Annotated in this window: 17 protein-coding genes; 13 read left to right on the top strand and 4 right to left on the bottom strand. The window is 70.4% G+C overall.

What is annotated here, in order from left to right; genetic code table 11:
* Nucleotides 1–33 precede the first annotated feature (33 nt).
* Together EDD92_RS33270 and EDD92_RS33275 are read right to left on the bottom strand one after the other, a co-directional pair.
* Nucleotides 34–411, bottom strand: a complete 378-nt coding sequence (locus tag EDD92_RS33270; protein ID WP_123967729.1) for a hypothetical protein — start codon at nt 409–411, stop codon at nt 34–36.
* Between the two features lie 54 nt (nt 412–465).
* On the bottom strand, nt 466–1,437 hold the full coding sequence (locus EDD92_RS33275) for an LLM class flavin-dependent oxidoreductase (RefSeq protein ID WP_123967730.1): 972 nt from the start codon (nt 1,435–1,437) through the stop codon (nt 466–468).
* A 106-nt stretch (nt 1,438–1,543) separates the two neighbouring features.
* On the opposite strand from EDD92_RS33275, the gene ftsY reads away from it, so the two are divergent.
* Nucleotides 1,544–2,746: a signal recognition particle-docking protein FtsY gene (gene ftsY, locus EDD92_RS33280; RefSeq protein ID WP_123967731.1), complete on the top strand. Its 1,203-nt coding sequence runs from the start codon at nt 1,544–1,546 to the stop codon at nt 2,744–2,746.
* Between the two features lie 127 nt (nt 2,747–2,873).
* On the opposite strand, the gene EDD92_RS33285 is transcribed toward ftsY, so the two are convergent.
* Nucleotides 2,874–3,530 (bottom strand): bifunctional DNA primase/polymerase, encoded by a 657-nt coding sequence (locus tag EDD92_RS33285; RefSeq protein ID WP_123967732.1) that lies wholly within the window; start codon nt 3,528–3,530, stop codon nt 2,874–2,876.
* A gap of 446 nt (nt 3,531–3,976) precedes the next feature.
* Between EDD92_RS33285 and EDD92_RS33290 the strand changes: the two genes are divergently transcribed.
* The 6 genes from EDD92_RS33290 (at nt 3,977) to ftsH (ending at nt 13,601) form a co-directional block, all read left to right on the top strand.
* Nucleotides 3,977–5,461: a hypothetical protein gene (locus EDD92_RS33290; RefSeq protein ID WP_123967733.1), complete on the top strand. Its 1,485-nt coding sequence runs from the start codon at nt 3,977–3,979 to the stop codon at nt 5,459–5,461.
* Nucleotides 5,462–5,775: 314 nt separating this feature from the next.
* Entirely contained in the window at nt 5,776–7,113 is a 1,338-nt protein-coding gene (locus EDD92_RS33295) for an ammonium transporter (protein WP_123967734.1), read from the top strand.
* The gene (locus tag EDD92_RS33300; protein ID WP_009308760.1) at nt 7,110–7,448 is read left to right on the top strand and encodes a P-II family nitrogen regulator; all 339 of its coding nucleotides are present in this window, start codon (nt 7,110–7,112) and stop codon (nt 7,446–7,448) included. The genes EDD92_RS33295 and EDD92_RS33300 overlap by 4 nt, the downstream gene beginning before the upstream one ends.
* Nucleotides 7,449–7,476: 28 nt before the next feature.
* Complete coding sequence (locus EDD92_RS33305) at nt 7,477–9,924, top strand: [protein-PII] uridylyltransferase (RefSeq protein ID WP_123967735.1); 2,448 nt, start codon at nt 7,477–7,479, stop codon at nt 9,922–9,924.
* Between the two features lie 135 nt (nt 9,925–10,059).
* On the top strand, nt 10,060–11,613 hold the full coding sequence (gene ffh, locus EDD92_RS33310) for a signal recognition particle protein (RefSeq protein ID WP_123967736.1): 1,554 nt from the start codon (nt 10,060–10,062) through the stop codon (nt 11,611–11,613).
* Between the two features lie 50 nt (nt 11,614–11,663).
* A complete protein-coding gene (ftsH, locus tag EDD92_RS33315; protein WP_123967737.1) occupies nt 11,664–13,601 on the top strand; it encodes an ATP-dependent zinc metalloprotease FtsH in 1,938 nt (645 codons plus the stop codon).
* Between the two features lie 310 nt (nt 13,602–13,911).
* Here ftsH and EDD92_RS33320 read toward each other — a convergent pair whose 3' ends face one another.
* Nucleotides 13,912–14,778, bottom strand: a complete 867-nt coding sequence (locus EDD92_RS33320; protein WP_123967738.1) for a class I SAM-dependent methyltransferase — start codon at nt 14,776–14,778, stop codon at nt 13,912–13,914.
* 199 nt (nt 14,779–14,977) lie between these two features.
* Here EDD92_RS33320 and proS point away from each other — a divergent pair, with 199 nt between their 5' ends.
* From proS to trmD, 6 genes are all read left to right on the top strand, one after another.
* Nucleotides 14,978–16,393 carry a proline--tRNA ligase gene (proS, locus tag EDD92_RS33325; RefSeq protein ID WP_123967739.1) on the top strand — a complete coding sequence of 472 codons (1,416 nt, stop codon included), beginning with the start codon at nt 14,978–14,980 and terminating at the stop codon, nt 16,391–16,393.
* Between the two features lie 261 nt (nt 16,394–16,654).
* The gene (locus EDD92_RS33330) at nt 16,655–17,251 is read left to right on the top strand and encodes a hypothetical protein (protein WP_030943152.1); all 597 of its coding nucleotides are present in this window, start codon (nt 16,655–16,657) and stop codon (nt 17,249–17,251) included.
* A 419-nt stretch (nt 17,252–17,670) separates the two neighbouring features.
* A complete protein-coding gene (gene rpsP, locus EDD92_RS33335) occupies nt 17,671–18,090 on the top strand; it encodes a 30S ribosomal protein S16 (RefSeq protein ID WP_030943155.1) in 420 nt (139 codons plus the stop codon).
* Nucleotides 18,091–18,092: 2 nt separating this feature from the next.
* Nucleotides 18,093–18,332 carry an RNA-binding protein gene (locus tag EDD92_RS33340; protein WP_005479813.1) on the top strand — a complete coding sequence of 80 codons (240 nt, stop codon included), beginning with the start codon at nt 18,093–18,095 and terminating at the stop codon, nt 18,330–18,332.
* 94 nt (nt 18,333–18,426) lie between these two features.
* Nucleotides 18,427–18,969: a ribosome maturation factor RimM gene (gene rimM / locus EDD92_RS33345; RefSeq protein ID WP_123967740.1), complete on the top strand. Its 543-nt coding sequence runs from the start codon at nt 18,427–18,429 to the stop codon at nt 18,967–18,969.
* Between the two features lie 3 nt (nt 18,970–18,972).
* Nucleotides 18,973–19,806 (top strand): tRNA (guanosine(37)-N1)-methyltransferase TrmD, encoded by an 834-nt coding sequence (gene trmD, locus EDD92_RS33350; protein ID WP_123967741.1) that lies wholly within the window; start codon nt 18,973–18,975, stop codon nt 19,804–19,806.
* Nucleotides 19,807–19,824: the final 18 nt, after the last annotated feature.

Here is a 19,824-nt window from a genome sequence, read left to right on the forward strand (position 1 = left end):
GCACTGCCCGGGCGGGGGCGGCGGCCCCTTGTCTCACCAGATGAGGACGCCCCCGCCGATCTCCAGGGCTTTGCGGACGCTCTGCTCGATGATCCGCAGCCGCGTTTCGATCTGGTGCCGGTGCTCCTCGACCGTCCGCGGCCGCTCGGTGCCGTGGGCGAGCTCGTCGAGACGGGAGCGCAGCAGGGCGACCTCGCGCCGGAACTCCGGCACTTCCTCGGCCTCGACGTAGAGGTCGTCGTCCGCCAGCACCGGGAGAAAGCGGGCACCCAGCGAGCGTACGAACTCCGATCCCCACACCGTCGTACGCCAGGACTCGAACCCGCCGGACTGGTACACGTCGTCCGGCACGTCGAGGATCCGTATGCCGCCGTCCGGCTCGCGGACGAAGACCTCCACCAACAGGCTCATGGGAGCCAGTGGATCACCCGCACGCCGGACCGGACCATCGGATATCGCTCCGCATCAGCCCTCCAGCGCCGGGAGCACCCGCTCGGCGAACAGCCGCAGACTCCGCCACCCCTCCTCCACCGGCATTCCCCCGGCCAGCGGATGCAGCACGAGGTTGTCCAGCCCCTGCTCCACGCACTGGTCCGGCGTCAGGATCCGGTAGACGCCCTCCGCGCGCAGCTCGTCCACGCTCGTGGCCGCCGACTTCACCGCCGAGCGGATGTCGCCGGACTGCCAGGAGGCGTACGTCCGCGCCTCGTGCAGGAAGTGCTCGCCGTGCTCGGCCCACGCCCGGTCTGGATCCTCGGCGAGGTGCAGCAGCGGGGTCTCGGCGGCGGGCATCATGGTCCAGCCCTCGGTGCCGTACTCGACGAGCCGCTCCTTGTAGTACGCCTCCAGCTCCGGCAGATGCGCGCTGGGGAAGAAGGGGAGGCCGAGGCGGGCGGCCCGGCGGGCGGCGGCCTTGGAGGAGCCGCCGACCAGGAGCAGGGGGTGCGGGTCGGTGAAGGGGCGCGGGGTGACCCGTACCGTACGGCCCCGGTACTCGAACTCCTCCCCGGTCCAGGCCTTGAGCACCGTCTCCAGCAGTTCGTCCTGCAGCCTGCCGCGCCGCTTCCAGTCCACGTCGAACTGTGCGTACTCCTCGGGCCGGTACCCGATCCCGGCGACGGTCACCAGCCGGCCGCCGCTCAGCAGATCCAGTACGGCGATGTCCTCGGCCAGCCGCAGCGGGTCGTGCAGCGGGCCGATCACCGCCGACACGGTGACCGCGATCCGCCGCGTCGCGCCGAAGACCGCGCCCGCGAAGGCGAACGGCGACGGCAGCCAGTTGTTGTCGACGCCGTGGTGTTCCTCGGTCTGCACGGTGGTGATGCCGTGCTCGTCGGCGTACGCGGCCATCTCCAGGGCGGCCCGGTAGCGGGCGCGGAGCGAGGCGGGGGTGGCACCGGGTTCGACGAGGTTGAAACGTACGACGGAGACGGGCATGGGGGGTCCCCCTTCACCGGGCGGGTGTGCAGGAGGACGTTAGCTGACGGTGTGTCAGACATCCAGAGGGGTGTCGCAGGACTCCATGACTGATACTGGACGGGTTATGGAAACCGTCATCCTTGCTGTAGTCATCGCCGTGGTCGTGCTCGGCGCGCTCGGCGGGCTCGTCATCGGCAGCCGACGGAAGAAGTCGCTGCCCCCGCCGCCGCCCGCCGCGCCCGACATCACCGCCCCTCCGGCCGAGCCGCACGTCGGCGACGAGGCCGAGACACCCCGCGACGAACCGCGCCGGACGATAGAGGAGGTGGATCTTCCGGACGGCTCGGCGCCGGTCGCCGTCGAGGAACCGCCCGCTCTCGAAATCCCCGAGATCGAGGTCCCGGAACCGACGGCCGGACGTCTCGTCCGCCTCCGCGCCCGCCTCTCCCGCTCCCAGAACGCGCTCGGCAAGGGGCTGCTCACGCTCCTGTCGCGCGAGCACCTCGACGAGGAGACCTGGGAGGAGATCGAGGACATCCTGCTCACCGCCGACGTCGGCGTGGCCCCCACCCAGGAGCTGGTCGAGGGCCTGCGCGAGCGGGTGAAGGTGCTCGGCACCCGCACCCCCGCCGAGCTGCGCGGCCTGCTGCGCGAGGAACTCCTCAAGCTGGTCGGCACCGACTTCGACCGCACGGTGAAGACCGAGCCCGAGACCAGCAAGCCCGGCATCGTGATGGTCGTCGGTGTCAACGGCACCGGCAAGACCACCACCACCGGCAAGCTCGCCCGCGTCCTGGTCGCCGACGGCCGCAGTGTCGTCCTCGGCGCCGCCGACACCTTCCGTGCCGCCGCCGCGGACCAGCTGCAGACCTGGGGCGAGCGGGTCGGCGCCCACACCGTGCGCGGGCCGGAGGGCGGCGACCCTGCCTCCGTCGCCTTCGATGCGGTGAAGGAGGGCAAGGAGATGGGCTCCGACGTCGTCCTCATCGACACCGCCGGGCGCCTGCACACCAAGACCGGGCTCATGGACGAGCTCGGCAAGGTCAAGCGCGTGGTCGAGAAGCACGCCCCGCTGGACGAGATCCTGCTCGTCCTCGACGCCACGACCGGGCAGAACGGCCTGGTGCAGGCCCGAGTGTTCGCCGAGGTCGTCGACATCACCGGCATCGTGCTCACCAAGCTGGACGGCACGGCGAAGGGCGGCATCGTGGTCGCGGTCCAGCGCGAGCTGGGCGTGCCGGTCAAGCTGGTGGGTCTCGGCGAGGGTTCCGACGATCTGGCGCCGTTCGAGCCGGAGGCGTTCGTGGATGCGCTTATTGGCGATTGAGCGCCGGGCGCCTGGTAAATTCACTACCGGTCCGGAATGTCTGAAATGTAAAGAAGCGCCCGCCCCCAAGGTGCAGTTGGGGCCGGGCGCTTCGCTGTGTACGTCGTGGTTCGGGTACGCCGTAGATCTACGCCCGCGACCGATGCGCCACATAGGCCAGAGTCCCCAGCAGCAGCCGGGCCGCCGGCGGCTTCGTGGCCGAATCGAGCGCCGGGGGTCGCAGCCAGCGCACCGGCCCCAGGCCGCCCCGGTCGGAGGGCGGGGCCGTGATGTACGTGCCGAGGCCCAGGCCGCGCAGGTCGAGGGAGGTCGGGTCGTCCCAACCCATGCGGTAGAGGAGCTCGGGGAGTTCGGCGGCGGCGCCGGGGGCGACAAAGAACTGGGCGCGGCCGTCGGGGGTCGCGGTGACCGGGCCGACGGGGAGGCCCATGCGCTCCAGCCGGACCAGGGCGCGGCGGCCGGCGGGCTCGGCCACCTCGATGACGTCGAACGCCCGGCCGACCGCGAGCATGACCGACGCCCCGGGGAACTCGCCCCATGCCTTGGTCACTTCGTCGAGCGTGGCGCCGGCCTGGACCTGGGGCGCGAACTCCAGGGGATGCGCCCCCGGTGCGCTGCAGTCCGCCCGGCCGCAGGAACAGTCGCCTGCCGCGGCCCGGGCCCCCGGGACCACGTCCCAGCCCCAGAGCCCGGTGAACTCGGCGACGGCGGTGCACTCCGAGGAGCGGCCGCGCCGACGCGAGCCGGAGCGGATCTCCCGGATGCCGCCGATCGTGAAGCCCATGCCCCCTCCAACGGGTCCGACGCGCCGGTGGTTACGACGCGGATGCGGATCGTGACCCTGTGTTTCCGGACGGCACCGGCCCCGCGAGGTCCGGGCGGCGCTGGGGGTGCCCCGGGTGGTGAACTCGGCGACGCGCGCCCCTGAGTGCTTCGCTCCGCCTACTCCCGATCGGTCTATGTCAAGTGAATCGCGTGGAGGCCACCGTGAGTTCATTCGAAGGGGTGGCGAATGGTGGCGTTTCTGGGATCGCCATGGCTGGACCAGTGATCGTAGGATTACTTTGAGTGCACGAGTCCTGGGGGCACATGCACTCGTGGGTATGCCGGAGGCAACTCGGCATCCCGTTCGAAGGGTGAGAACCGGCGGACGGGCAGCTGTATTTACCGGCATTCTGATAGGGCTTGGCGCACTCGGCGACAAGTGGTCTCAGGGATGGGGGCGTTCCAGTGAGCGGCAACGGCGGAAGCGGGACGACCGCGACCAGCACGGACAAGCGCCCGAACGAGCTGCTCACGTCCTGGTTCGTGCGCAGCGGCTGGTCGAAGGGCGAACTGGCCCGTCAAGTCAACCGCAGGGCACGCCAGTTGGGCGCCAATCACATCTCCACGGACACCTCCCGGGTGCGCCGCTGGCTGGACGGCGAGAACCCCCGTGAGCCGATCCCCAGGATCCTGTCCGAGCTGTTCTCCGAGCGCTTCGGCTGCGTGGTCTCCGTCGAGGACCTCGGCCTGCGCGCGGCCCGTCAGTCACCCTCCGTGTCCGGCGTCGACCTGCCCTGGACGGGCCCGCAGACGGTGGCTCTGCTCAGCGAGTTCTCGCGCAGCGACCTGATGCTGGCGCGGCGCGGCTTCCTCGGGACCTCGCTGGCCCTGTCCGCGGGCCCGTCCCTCATCGAGCCCATGCAGCGTTGGCTGGTGCCCTCGCCCCAGGCCCCGCAGTCGGAGCCGGAGCCGCCGGCCGCGCCCCGCCGGCCCGGCCGGCTCTCCAGGCCCGAGCTGGACCTCCTGGAGTCCACGACGGTGATGTTCCGGCAGTGGGACGCCCAGTGTGGCGGCGGCCTGCGCCGCAAGGCGGTCGTCGGCCAGCTGCACGAGGTGACGGACCTCCTCCAGGAGCCCCAGCCAGAGGCCACCACCAGGAAGCTGTTCAAGGTCGCCGGGGAGCTTGCGGAGCTGGCCGGCTGGATGTCGTACGACGTCGGGCTCCAGCCGACCGCCCAGAAGTACTTCGTCCTCGCCCTGCACGCCGCCAAGGAGGCGGGCGACAAGCCGCTCGGCTCGTACATCCTCTCCAGCATGAGCCGCCAGATGATCCACCTCGGCAGGCCCGACGACGCGCTGGAACTGATCCACCTCGCGCAGTACGGCAGCCGGGACTGTGCGAGCCCCCGCACCCAGTCGATGCTGTATGCGATGGAGGCCCGCGCCTACGCGAACATGGGGCAGCCCGGCAAGTGCAAGCGGGCCGTCCGGATGGCCGAAGACACCTTCGCGGATGTGGACGAGTGGGACGACCCGGACCCCGACTGGATCCGCTTCTTCTCCGAGGCCGAGCTGCACGGCGAGAACAGCCACTCCTACCGAGACCTCGCCTATGTCGCGGGCCGCAGCCCCACCTACGCGTCCCTGGCCGAGCCCGTGATGCAGCAGGCCGTCGAGCTCTTCTCCCGGGACACCGAGCACCAGCGCTCGTATGCACTGAACCTGATCGGCATGGCCACGGTGCACCTGCTGCAGCGTGAGCCCGAGCGGAGCGCGGTGCTGGCCGAGCAGGCCATGCACATCGCCAAGAAGGTCCGCTCCGAGCGCGTGAACACTCGTATTCGAAAGACGGTCGACACGGCCGTACGCGATTTCGGGGACCTCGCCGAGATCGTGGACCTCACCGAGAAGCTCGCCGTCGAGCTCCCGGAGACCGCAGAGGCGGTCTGAATCCCTTGGCCCCGGTCACGGCCGGCCCTCCCGAACTGCCCGACTCGGCTCCCCCCATGCCAGGTCATCGGAAGGCCGCCCGTGGCCGGTTTTCTCCTTCGGTGAAGGTTGCGCCACGATAACGATGAACGCACCCGACATCCGGCAGTTCATCGAGGCGTAACACACAGGGCGCCTTCGTCACGGCGGCGAAACAACGAGGGGCTTCCAACGAAACCGCGCTGCGCCAATCTCATGGCGCATAACCGGCCCACCCCTCATGACCGCTTCAGGCTTCGCCCGCACGGGGCCGTACCAACGACGAGGAGACGCCGATGGCACCAGCCATCACGCTTGCCGCGGAGGCACCCAAGCTGTCCTCCGCGAACACAGGCTTCATGCTCATTGCTTCCGCCCTGGTGCTGATCATGACGCCGGGCCTTGCCTTCTTCTACGGAGGCATGGTCCGCGTCAAGAGCACCCTCAACATGCTGATGATGAGCTTCATCAGCATGGGCATCGTCACCATTCTGTGGGTGCTGTACGGCTTCTCCCTCGCCTTCGGTACGAACAACAGCCTCATCGGCTGGAACTCCGACTGGTTCGGCCTCAGCAACATCGGGCTGACGGAGCTGTGGGACGGCTACACCATCCCGATCTTCGTCTTCATGGTCTTCCAGATGATGTTCGCCATCATCACTCCGGCCCTGATAAGCGGCGCTCTCGCGGACCGCGTCAAGTTCTCGGCCTGGGCGCTGTTCGTCGCCCTGTGGCTGACGATCGTCTACGTCCCGGTCGCCCACTGGGTGTGGGGTGCTGACGGCTGGGCCTTCAAGCTCGGCGTGATCGACTTCGCCGGTGGTACCGCGGTCCACATCAACGCCGGTGCCGGCGCCCTCGGCGTGATCCTGGTCATCGGCAAGCGCGTCGGGTTCAAGAAGGACCCGATGCGCCCGCACAGCCTCCCGCTGGTCATGCTCGGTGCCGGTCTGCTGTGGTTCGGCTGGTTCGGTTTCAACGCCGGCTCGTGGCTCGGCAACGACGACGGCGTCGGCGCGCTGATGTTCGTCAACACGCAGGTCGCCACCGCCGCCGCCATGCTGGCCTGGCTCGCCTACGAGAAGATCCGCCACGGCGCGTTCACCACGCTGGGCGCCGCCTCCGGCGCGGTCGCCGGTCTGGTCGCGATCACCCCGTCCGGTGGTGCGGTCTCCCCGCTCGGCGCGATCGCCGTCGGCGCCATCGCGGGTGTCGCCTGCGCCGCGGCCGTGGGCCTCAAGTACAAGTTCGGTTACGACGACTCCCTGGACGTCGTCGGCGTCCACATGGTCGGCGGCATCATCGGCTCCCTGCTCATCGGCTTCTTCGCCACCGGCAAGGGCCAGTCGACCGCGACGGGCGTCTTCTACGGCGACCACTCCTTCACCCAGCTGTGGAAGCAGTTCGCCGGTGTGGGCGCGGTCCTCGCCTACTCCCTGATCGCCTCCGCGGTCCTCGCCTTCCTCCTCGACAAGACCATCGGTATGCGGGTCACCGAGGACGAGGAGATCTCCGGTATCGACCAGGCGGAGCACGCCGAGACCGCATACGACTTCAGCGGTGCCGGTGGCGGTCTGGCCAAGACCTCCGTCCCGGCCGGCGTCGGCGCCGACAGCAAGAAGGTGGACGCATGAAGCTCATCACCGCCGTCGTGAAGCCCCACCGGCTCGACGAGATCAAGGAGGCCCTGCAGGCCTTCGGAGTCCACGGCCTGACGGTCACCGAGGCGAGCGGCTACGGTCGTCAGCGGGGCCACACCGAGGTCTACCGCGGTGCCGAGTACACCGTCGACCTGGTCCCCAAGATCCGTATCGAGGTACTGGCCGAGGACGACGACGCCGAGCAGCTGATCGACGTCATCGTCAAGGCGGCCCGAACCGGCAAGATCGGTGATGGCAAGGTCTGGTCGATCCCGGTCGAGACGGCCGTACGGGTCCGGACCGGCGAGCGCGGCCCGGACGCGCTCTAACAGAAGAAGTAAGGACAGGAGCTGCTGGGTGTCGAGCACGGACGTGCACAAGGAAGCGGAAGACTCGGGACCCAGCGGCTACGCGGCGGCCCGGCTGCACCTCCTCACCGAGGGGGCGCAGTCCGGGCCGCCGCGCCGTACCGGCCTGTCCGAGCTGACGGACGACTGGCTGACGGGCCTGTTCGCCGCGGGCGCCGAGGGACTGCGCGGGGTCTCCCTGGTCGCCGTCGGCGGCTACGGCCGCGGTGAGCTCTCCCCACGCAGCGACCTGGATCTGCTCCTCCTCCACGACGGCAGCGACACCAATGCGGTCGCCGCCCTGGCCGACCGCATCTGGTACCCCGTGTGGGACCTCGGCCTCGCCCTCGACCACTCGGTCCGCACCCCCGCCGAGGCCCGCAAGACGGCCGGGGAGGATCTGAAAGTCCAACTCGGTCTCCTGGACGCCCGCCACATCGCCGGCGACCTGGGCCTGACGGCCGGTCTGCGGACGGCCGTTCTCGCCGACTGGCGCAACCAGGCGCCGAAACGTCTCCCCGAACTCCAGGAGCTGTGCGCCGAGCGCGCCGAACGCCAGGGCGAGCTGCAGTACCTGCTGGAGCCGGACCTGAAGGAGGCCCGCGGCGGTCTGCGCGACGCCACCACCCTGCGTGCCGTCGCCGCCTCCTGGCTGGCCGACGCCCCGCGCGAGGGCCTCGACGACGCCCGGCGCCGGCTGCTCGACGTACGCGACGCACTCCACCTGACGACGGGGCGGGCGACCGACCGGCTCGCCCTGCAGGAGCAGGACCAGGTCGCCGCCGAGCTCGGCCTGCTCGACGCCGACACGCTGCTGCGGCAGGTGTACGAGGCGGCGCGGGTCATCTCGTACGCCAGTGATGTCACCTGGCGCGAAGTGGAGCGCGTGCTGCGGTCACGCGCCGTACGGCCGCGACTGCGCGCCATGCTCGGCGGCGGAAAGCCCGTCCCCGAGCGCTCCCCGCTCGCCGAGGGCGTGGTCGAGCAGGACGGCGAGGTGGTGCTCGCCCGTGCCGCGCGCCCCGAGCGCGACCCCGTCCTGCCGCTGCGCGCCGCGGCCGCCGCCGCACAGGCCGGCCTCCCGCTCTCCCTGCACGCCGTCCGGCGCATGGCGGCGACCGTACGCCCCCTGGCCACGCCCTGGCCCGCCGAGGCCCGCGAACAGCTGGTCACCCTGCTCGGCTCCGGGCACCCCACGATCGACGTCTGGGAGGCGCTGGAGGCGGAAGGCCTGATCACGCGGCTGCTTCCGGACTGGGAGCGGGTGCGCTGCCGCCCGCAGCGCAACGCCGTGCACATCTGGACCGTCGACCGGCACCTGATCGAGACGGCCGTACGCGCCTCCGAGTTCACCCGCCGCGTCCACCGGCCCGACCTGCTCCTGGTCGCCGCGCTGCTGCACGACATCGGCAAGGGCTGGCCCGGCGACCACTCGGTGGCCGGCGAGATCATCGCCAAGGACGTGGCCGCCCGGATCGGCTTCGACCGCGACGACGTGGCCGTGCTCTCCACCCTCGTACGCCACCACCTGCTGCTGGTCGAGACGGCCACCCGCCGCGACCTGGAGGACCCGGCCACCGTCCGCTCGGTCGCGGAGGCGGTCGGCTCGCAGCACACCCTGGAGCTGCTGCACGCGCTGACCGAGGCGGACGCCCTGGCCACCGGGCCGGCCGCCTGGTCGTCCTGGCGCGGTTCGCTCGTCGCCGACCTGGTGAAGCGGGTCGCCGCCGTCCTCGCCGGGGACGTCCTCGACGAGCCCGAGGCCGCCGCGCCCACCGCCGAGCAGGAGCGGCTCGCCATCGAGGCGGTCGCTACCGGCAGCCCGGTGCTGTCCCTGCGCGCCCAGACCGAGCCGCCGACGGAGGAACAGCCGTCCGGCGACCCGGAGCCGCTCGGCGTCGAACTGCTCATCGCCGTACCGGACCAGGAGGGTGTGCTGCCCGCCGTGGCCGGCGTTCTCGCCATGCACCGGCTGACCGTGCGCACCGCCGAGCTGCGCACCCTGGACCTGCCGGACGGCGTCGAGGGCTCGGTCCTGCTGCTGGACTGGCGGGTCGCCGCCGAGTACGGCTCGCTGCCCCAGGCGGCCCGGCTGCGTGCGGATCTCGTACGGGCGCTGGACGGGTCCCTGGACATCGCCGGACGCCTCGCCGAGCGGGACGCGGCGTATCCGCGCAGGCGGGGCGTGGTCGCGCCGGCGGCGCGTGTGACGGTCCATCCGGCCGCGTCCCGGCTGGCCACGGTGATCGAGGTGCGGGCGCAGGACGCCCCAGGCCTGCTGTTCCGGATCGGGCGGGCCCTGGAGGACGCGAGCGTACGGGTGCGCAGCGCGCACGTCTCCACGCTGGGCGCCAACGCCGTGGACGCCTTCTACGTGACCGGTCCCGAGGGTGCGCCCCTGCCGGGCGACGAGGCGTCCGCCGTGGCGCGCAAGCTGGAGGAGACCCTGCGCGGGTGATCCGGCCAGGGTGGCTCGCCGGTGCCGGGTGCCGTCCCCGTCCGCTGTATGCACCGGGCGGGGACGATTGCCTTGCGCGTCCGGATACCCTGGAAGACGCTCACACTGCCACCGACCCCGAGGACCGACGCCGCCGTGTTCGATACTCTCTCCGATCGCCTCTCAGCGACTTTCAAGAACCTGCGCGGCAAGGGACGGCTCTCCGAGGCGGACATCGACGCCACCGCGCGCGAGATCCGCATCGCGCTCCTCGAAGCGGATGTGGCGCTGCCCGTCGTGCGGACGTTCATCAAGAACGTCAAGGAGCGTGCCCTCGGCGCCGAGGTCTCCCGGGCGCTGAACCCCGCCCAGCAGGTCCTGAAGATCGTCAACGACGAGCTCGTCACCATCCTCGGCGGCGAGACCCGGCGGCTGCGCTTCGCCAAGCAGCCGCCCACCGTGATCATGCTCGCGGGTCTGCAGGGTGCCGGTAAGACGACCCTCGCGGGCAAACTCGGCCACTGGCTGAAGGAGCAGGGCCACTCGCCGCTGCTGGTCGCCGCCGACCTCCAGCGCCCGAACGCCGTGAACCAGCTGAGCGTCGTCGCCGAGCGCGCGGGCGTGGCCGTCTTCGCTCCCGAGCCGGGCAACGGCGTGGGCGACCCGGTCAAGGTCGCCAAGGACTCCATCGAGTTCGCGAAGGCCAAGGTCCACGACATCGTGATCGTGGACACCGCCGGCCGCCTGGGCATCGACCAGGACATGATGCAGCAGGCCGCGGACATCCGGGACGCGGTCAGCCCGGACGAGATCCTCTTCGTCGTCGACGCGATGATCGGTCAGGACGCGGTCAACACCGCCGAGGCCTTCCGCGACGGCGTCGGCTTCGACGGCGTGGTGCTCTCCAAGCTCGACGGTGACGCCCGCGGTGGTGCGGCCCTGTCGATCCGCCAGATCACCGGCAAGCCGATCATGTTCGCCTCGAACGGCGAGAAGCTCGACGACTTCGACGCCTTCCACCCGGACCGGATGGCTTCCCGCATCCTCGACATGGGTGACCTGCTCACCCTGATCGAGCAGGCGGAGAAGACGTTCAGCCAGGAAGAGGCCGAGAAGATGGCCTCCAAGCTGGCGTCCAAGAAGGGCCAGGACTTCACCCTGGACGACTTCCTGGCCCAGATGGAGCAGGTCCGGAAGATGGGCAGCATCAGCAAGCTGCTCGGCATGCTCCCCGGCATGGGCCAGATCAAGGACCAGATCAACAATCTGGACGAGCGGGACGTCGACCGCACGGCCGCCATCATCAAGTCGATGACCCCGGCCGAGCGCGCCGACGCCACGATCATCAACGGCTCGCGCCGCGCCCGTATCGCCAAGGGTTCCGGCGTCGAGGTCAGCGCGGTCAAGAACCTCGTCGAGCGGTTCTTCGAGGCCCGCAAGATGATGTCCCGCATGGCCCAGGGCGGCGGTATGCCGGGGATGCCCGGGATGCCGGGCATGGGCGGCGGCCCCGGCCGCTCCAAGAAGCAGCCGAAGAAGGCCAAGGGCAAGCAGCGCTCGGGCAACCCGATGAAGCGCAAGCAGCAGGAGCAGGAGGAGGCCGCACGCCGGGCCGCCGCGGCTCAGGGCGGGAACGCCTTCGGTGTGCCGGGTCAGCAGGCGCCGCAGGACTTCGAGCTTCCGGACGAGTTCAAGAAGTTCATGGGCTGAGTTCACCCTGTGCGCGTGCCAGGGGTGGGGTGTTGTCGTAACGTCCGCTTATGACCAACCCCGCCCCGCCGCGCAAGTCGCCCGACCAGCCCTGGCGTACCGAGGGCACTCCCGAGGAGCCGTCCAGGCCGCCCGGTGGTCGGAAGATGCGCGGAGGCTGGTGGAGCCTGATCCTGACCGCGCTGGTCGTGTACCTGATCGCGAATCTGATCCTGTCGTTCTTCAACGAGGGCAACGAACCGACGATTTCGTACACCGAGTTCAGCAAGCAGGTCGACGCGGGCAACGTCAGCAAGATCTACGCCAAGGGCAATGCGATCCAGGGCCAGCTCAAGAACGGGCAGAAGAACCCGCACGGCGGCGGCAAGTACACCAAGTTCAGCACCGAGCGGCCTACGTTCGCGAGCGACAAGATCTGGGACGACCTGACCAAGCACGACGTCACCGTCACGGCGGAACCGGTCGTCCAGCACCGCAGCTTTCTGGCCAATCTGCTGATCTCGCTGGCCCCGATGCTGCTGCTGATCGCGGTGTGGGTCTTCGTCGCGCGGCGGATGAGCGCGGGGCTGGGCGGTGCGGGCGGGATGCTCGGCCGCAAGGCGCCGCCCAAGCCGGTCGAACTGGAGCCGGGCGCCACGCGCACGACCTTCGAGGACGTGGCGGGCATCGACGAGGTCGAGGGCGAGCTCAACGATGTGGTCGACTTCCTGAAGAACCCGGACGCCTACCGCAGGATGGGCGCGAAGATGCCGCGGGGCGTGCTGCTCGCGGGCCCGCCCGGGACCGGCAAGACCCTCCTCGCGCGTGCCGTCGCCGGTGAGGCGGGTGTGCCGTTCTTCTCGGCGTCGGCCTCCGAGTTCATCGAGATGATCGTCGGCGTCGGCGCCTCACGTGTGCGTGAACTGTTCGCGGAGGCCCGCAAGGTGGCGCCGTCGATCATCTTCATCGACGAGATCGACACCATCGGGCGGGCCCGCGGCGGCGGCTCCGGCATGGGCGGCCACGACGAGCGCGAACAGACGCTGAACCAGATCCTCACCGAGATGGACGGCTTCTCCGGCTCGGAGGGCGTCATCGTCATCGCGGCCACCAACCGCGCCGACGTCCTGGACCCGGCCCTGACCCGCCCCGGCCGCTTCGACCGGGTGGTCATGGTCTCGCCCCCGGACCGCGGTGGCCGCGAGGCCATCCTGCAGATCCACACCCGCGAGATCCCGTTGTCGCAGGACGTCGACCTCGGCCAGGTCGCCCGTACGACCCCGGGCATGACCGGCGCCGAACTGGCCAACCTCGCCAACGAGGCGGCCCTGCTCGCCGTCAAGCGCAAACAGGAGCGGGTGACGCAGAGCGACCTCTCCGAGGCCCTGGAGAAGGTCCAACTCGGCGCCGAACGGCCCCTGGTGATGCCCGAGGAGGAGCGCCGCCGCACCGCCTACCACGAGAGCGGCCACGCCCTGCTCGGCATGCTCCAGCCCGGCGCCGACCCCGTCCGCAAGATCACCATCGTCCCGCGCGGCCGGGCCCTCGGCGTCACGCTCTCCACACCGGAGTCCGACAAGTACGCGTACACCGAGGAGTACCTGCGCGGCCGCATCATCGGCGCGCTCGGCGGCATGGCGGCGGAACAGGTCGTCTACGGGGTCGTCACGACCGGCGCGGAGAACGACCTGGAGCAGGTCACCAACATCGCCCGCGGCATGGTCGCCCGCTGGGGCATGAGCGAGCGCGTCGGCCGCCTGTCCGCCCTCCCCAGCGACGCCCAGCAGCCGTACGGCCTGGCCGCCGCCCCGCAGACCCTCGACGTGATCGACGGCGAGATGCGCCGGATCGTCGACGAGTGCTACGAGGAGGCGTGCCGCAAGCTGAGTGACCACCGCGGCCAACTGGACGCCCTCGCCCAGGCCCTGCTGGAGCGGGAGACCCTGGAGGAGGCGGACGCGTACCGGATCGCGGGGATCACCCGGTTGGCGAAGGTCGACGGCAGCTGAGGCGTACGGGGCCCATGGCGGGTCCGGCGGATCAGGCCGGCTGTAGCGAACGGCGCTTCTCGGCCGCCCCGAGCGGGGCCATGGGGGTCCCCCGCTCGAGCGAAGCCGAGAGTGGGGGAGCGGGCAGCTGCAAGGCGGAGGAGCCGTGTCGACAAGCCGCTGCCGCGGCGGGCGACGCGGAGCGGCGGGGGCCCTCCCGCTCGAGCGCATTCGAGAGCGGGGGAGAGCGACGACCACGCCGCTCGGGGCACGCCCTCTGGGGCAGGGCGTGCCGGGGCCCGCGACGCCGAGCTGACCCACCGGACAAGCCCTAAGGCGTACGGGCGATCAGGTACCGGAACACGTTCGGCATCCACACCGTGCCGTCCCGGCGCTGATACGGGTGCAGGGCCTCCGCCAGTTCCTTGTCGACCTGCGCCTGGTCGGTCGCCGAGATCGCCGCGTCGAACAGGCCCGTCGACAGCAGACCTCGTACCGCGCTGTCCATGCCGGCGTACCCGAACGGGCAGGCGACCCGCCCGGAGCCGTCGGGCTTCAGACCCGCCCGCTGGGCGACCTCCTCGAGGTCGTCGCGAAGGGCGGGGCGCCAACTGCCCGAGCTGCGCAGCGGATCCGCCAGCCTCGTGGCCACCCGCAGCACGGACGAAGTGGTGCAACGTTCCGGCGGACCCCAGCCGGCGAGCACCACGGGCGCCCCGCGCCCGGCGAGCGGTGTCGCTGCCTGCAGCAGCCCGCCGAGCCCCTCCGAGTCGCCCGCCAGACACCCGATCGGCTCGAAAGCCGTCACCAGGGTGAACGCGGGCGTCTCCGCGTCGCCCGCGGCCGTGATGTCTCCGGGCGAGCCGTCGACGATCCGGGTGCCTGCACGCGCGCGCGTGCCCCACGCGTCCGGGAGCAGCCGCTCCCGCGCGAGGGCCAGTCGTTCGGGGGAGGAGTGGTCGACACCGGTGACCGCCGCGCCTCTTGAGGCCGCCATCAGAAGGGCCAGCCCGCTGCCGCAGCCGAGGCCCAACAACCGTGTGCCGGGGCCCACTTCCAGTCGCTCGTAGACGGCCTCGTAGAGCGGGACCAGCATCCGCTCCTGGATCTCGGACCAGTCACGCGCGCGTGCACACAGGTCCACACGGGGCGCCTGGCCCGTAGGGGACGGGTGCTGCCGCACGAGCGTAGGTGTCATGTAAAGCGCCCCAATCCGCCGAGAGTTGCCCCTGTATCCGATTCCATGGCCCCCGTGACGTGCGCTCGCACTCCCCCCGTATGCCAGATAACTCCGCACTCGACCGCTCGTCCAGGGGTAGTGGGGCCCGGCTTGTGGGTTGCATATGCGGGCGAAAAGAATTCACGTCCCGGCAACGTGGGCCTCTACCATCGCGCCCATGGCAAAGGCTCCCGTTCTCACCCCGCGCGCGGACGACTTCCCGCGCTGGTACCAGGATCTGATCACCAAGGCCGAACTGGCCGACAACGGGCCGGTGCGCGGCACCATGGTGATCCGACCGTACGGGTACGGGCTGTGGGAGCGGATGCAGGCCGAGATGGACGCCCGGATCAAGGAGACGGGCACGCAGAACGCGTACTTCCCGCTGCTGATCCCGCAGTCGTACTTCGCCAGGGAGGCCGACCACGTCGAGGGCTTCGCGCCCGAACTGGCCGTGGTCACCCATGGTGGCGGCAAGGAACTGGAGGAGCCCGCGGTCGTCCGCCCCACCTCCGAGATGATCATCAACGACTACTTCTCGAAGTGGGTGCAGAGCTACCGTGACCTGCCCCTGAAGATCAACCAATGGGCGAACGTGGTCCGTTGGGAGCTCAGGCCCCGTCTCTTCCTCCGTACGACCGAGTTCCTCTGGCAGGAGGGCCACACGGCGCACGCCACATACGAGGAGGCGCGCGACTTCGCCGCGCACATCCAGCAGCACGTCTACGGGGACTTCCTGACCGACGTCCTGGCGACGGACTTCGTCTCCGGCCGCAAGACGGCCAAGGAGCGCTTCGCCGGCGCCGTCAACACCCGCACGCTCGAAAGCATGATGGGCGACGGCAAGGCCCTCCAGATGGTCACCAGCCACGAGCTGGGCCAGAACTTCGCCAAGGCCTTCAACACCCGGTACCTGTCCAGGGAAGGCAAGCAGGAGCTCGTCTGGCAGACCTCCTGGGGCTCGACCACCCGCATGATCGGCGCCTTGGTGATGACTCACGGAGATGACAACGGCCTGAGGGTCCCGCCGCGGCTTGCGCAGATCCAGGTCGTCGTCCTCGCGATCAAGGGCGAGGAGGCGGTTTTGGCCAAGGTCCGTGAGATCGGTGACCGGCTGAAGGCGGCGGGCCTGCGCGTCCACGTCGACGACCGCACCGACATCCCGTTCGGGCGCCGCGCCGTCGACTGGGAGCTGAAGGGCGTGCCCGTACGCATCGAGGTCGGGCCCCGTGACCTGGAAAGCGGCACGGCGATGGTGGCCCGGCGCATCCCCGGAGGCAAGGAGCCGATGCCGGTCGACTCCCTCGCACGGCTCCTGCCCGCGATCCTCGAGGAGGACCAGGCGCTCCTGCTCGCCCAGTCCCGCGAGCGCCGCGAGTCCCGTACGTCCGACGTGTCGACGATCGAGGAAGCCGTCGAGGCGGTCGGCGCCGGCGGCTGGGCGCGCATCCCCTGGGCGGACCTCGGTGAAGAAGGCGAGGCCAGACTGGCCGAGCACGCGGTGACCGTACGGTGTCTGGTCGCTGCCGACGGGGCGGTGCCCGACGCCGACGACGCGCCCGGTAACGTCGCGGTCGTCGCGCGCGCTTACTGATACGGGGCCGTTCCGCCGCGAGAGCGACCGAAACGCCCCTTGCGCACCTGCGGATCACAACCGCACCGGGCCGTGGACATCGTCTACGTGCCCGGTCGTAGGCCGGACTACGTACCACCTTGGTACGAGCTGTGAGGTTTCTCCGCAGATCAGCGCACCCGCCCTCGTCAGGGCGCATCAGCGGCAACTGACGGGTACGTGCAAATTATTTGGGATGACCCGGAATAGGAACACATTCGAGCTCCCGCTCGTTGTCATTACGTGAGCACGACACAGACACCACCTGTTCTCGCCGCAGAGCTGGCAGAGGCGTGGGCCGACATTCAGCGGTACCACCCCGAGCTGCCGGACCTTGCCGCGCCAGAGTCCCTGATCGGAGAGTCGTCGTCCGCGTGCGGTCACGAGCTCTCCTTCGAGCGACTGCTCCATGAGGCAGTCCATGGCATCGCCGCCGCGCGCGGCGTGCGCGACACGTCCCGCGCCGGCCGGTACCACAACCGCAGATTCCTCGCGATCGCCGAGGAGCTGGGCCTGGACCACCCCGAGGAGCCGCATCCCAGCAGCGGCTTCTCGCTGGTCACGCTCAACCCCGAGGCCAAGCGCCGCTACCGCCCGACCATCGAGCGGCTGCAGCGCGCCCTGAAGGCCCACACGGCAGCCACCTCCGCCGACACCCCGAAGAGCTTCCGCGGCCCGGCGGCCCGGCACGGCTCGTCCGGGGGCGGGGTGCGAGTGAAGGCGGTGTGCGACTGCGGCCGTAACGTACGGGTCGTCCCGTCGGTGCTGGCGCAGGCGCCGATCGTCTGCGGCGGCTGCGGAAAGCCGTTCCGGATCCCAGAGGTCGTGGGCGCGGCGTAGTCGCGGAGCGTTCGACACCGGCATCTCGTGGCTGCCGGTCGGAACGCAGGGCGCCGGGAGTGCCGCCGTAACCCACCGAGCCTGCAGGCAGTCGTGCCTCCCCCAGTGCCCTTGACGGTCTGGGGGACCCCCAGGGGCGGCACGGGTGGGCGCAGGCGGCACACCCCGCAACGCCGGGCCGCGCAACGCCGTGACGGCGCCTGCAGCGCCAGGCGCCGCTCAGGCATGCCCAGGCGTCCTCGCCGCCCCCTCGGCCAAAAGCGACCCGCTGGGTGTGGCACAATGGCTAGCTGTACTCGACAGCCGCACAGGAACCCTCTCGCCTCCGGCTGACGCGTCCATCGGGCACTCGGGTACCGCAACCCCACGCGGCAATCTCGCCGTGCCCAACCACGTCAAATCCAGGAGAACCCACTCCCGTGGCAGTCAAGATCAAGCTGAAGCGTCTGGGCAAGATCCGTTCGCCTCACTACCGCATCGTCGTCGCCGACTCCCGCACCCGTCGTGACGGCCGTGCGATCGAGGAGATCGGTCTGTACCACCCGGTGCAGAACCCCTCGCGCATCGAGGTCGACTCGGAGCGCGCGCAGTACTGGCTGGGTGTCGGCGCGCAGCCGACCGAGCCCGTTCTCGCCATCCTGAAGCTGACCGGCGACTGGCAGAAGTTCAAGGGTCTGCCCGCCCCGGCTCCGCTGCTCGTGGCCGAGCCGAAGGCTGCTCGCCCGGTGTTCGACGCCCTCGGTGGCGACGACGAGGGCAAGGGTGAGGCCATCACCCAGAAGAAGAAGACTGAGAAGAAGGACGAGGCTGCTGCCGAGTCCGCGTCGACCGAGGCCTGAGCATGCTCGAGGAGGCTCTCGAGCACCTCGTGAAGGGCATCGTCGACAACCCTGACGATGTGCAGGTCGCCTCGCGCGACCTGCGCCGTGGGCGCGTCCTCGAGGTCCGGGTCCACCCCGACGACCTCGGCAAGGTGATCGGCCGCAACGGCCGCACCGCGCGCGCTCTGCGTACCGTCGTGGGCGCCATCGGCGGCCGCGGTGTCCGCGTCGACCTCGTCGACGTGGACCACGTCCGCTGACGCCGAACGCAACACCGGCTCGGGCCGGGGAGGGCCACTGCGCCGTCCCCGGCCCGTAGTCGTTACCAGCCGTTACGACAGGAGATCCTGGGAAGTGCAGCTCGTAGTCGCACGGATCGGCCGTGCCCATGGCATCAAGGGCGAGGTCACCGTCGAGGTCCGTACCGACGAGCCGGAACTGCGGCTCGCACCCGGCGCCGTACTGGCCACCGATCCCGCCTCGGTGGGCCCGCTCACCATCGAGACGGGCCACGTCCACAGCGGCCGCCTGCTCCTGCGCTTCGAGGGCGTCCGCGACCGCAACGCGGCCGAGGCGCTGCGCAACACCCTCCTGATCGCCGAGGTGGACCCGGAGGTGCTCCCCGAGGAGGAGGACGAGTACTACGACCACCAGCTGATGGACCTGGACGTGGTCACCAAGGACGGCGTCGAGGTCGGCCGTATCACCGAGATCTCGCACCTGCCCTCGCAGGACCTGTTCATCGTGGAGCGCCCGGACGGCAGCGAGGTCCTGATCCCCTTCGTCGAGGAGATCGTCACGGAGATCGACCTCGAGGAGCAGAAGGCGGTCATCGACCCGCCGCCCGGCCTCATCGACGACCAGGCAGAGATCGTCTCCTCGCGGGAAGAGTCGTAAGAGATGCGCCTCGACGTCGTCACGATCTTCCCCGAGTACCTCGAGCCCCTGAACGTCTCCCTCGTCGGCAAGGCACGCGCGCGTGGACAGCTGAACGTCCATGTGCACGACCTGCGCGCGTGGACGTACGACCGCCACAACACCGTCGACGACACCCCGTACGGCGGCGGCCCCGGCATGGTCATGAAGACCGACCCCTGGGGCGACGCCCTGGACTCCGCCCTCGCCGACGGCTACGAGACCGGCTCGCACGCGCCCGCGCTGATCGTCCCCACCCCCAGCGGCCGCCCCTTCACCCAGGAACTCGCCGTCGAGCTCTCCGAGCGTCCGTGGCTGATCTTCACGCCCGCGCGCTACGAGGGCATCGACCGCCGGGTGATCGACGAGTACGCCACCCGGATGCCGGTCTACGAGGTGTCCATCGGCGACTACGTCCTCGCCGGCGGCGAGGCGGCCGTCCTGGTGATCACGGAGGCCGTGGCCCGCCTGCTGCCCGGCGTACTCGGCAACGCCGAGTCCCACCGCGACGACTCCTTCGCACCCGGCGCCATGGCCAACCTCCTGGAAGGCCCCGTCTACACCAAGCCCCCCGAGTGGCGCGGCCGCGGCATCCCCGACGTGCTGCTCAGCGGCCACCACGGCAAGATCGCCCGCTGGCGCCGCGACGAGGCACTCAGGCGTACGACGGCCAACCGGCCCGACCTGATCGAGCGTTGCGACCCCAAGGCCTTCGACAAGAAGGACCGGGAGATGCTCTCCATCCTGGGCTGGGCCCCGGACCCGGAGGGTGAGCCGTACGGCCGATTTTGGCGCAGGACAGACGGCGTGGAAGAATAGACCGCTGTTGTGCGTCGT

Origin of the sequence: Streptomyces sp. TLI_185 (assembly GCF_003814765.1) — a bacterium.
Lineage (GTDB): Bacteria > Actinomycetota > Actinomycetes > Streptomycetales > Streptomycetaceae > Streptomyces.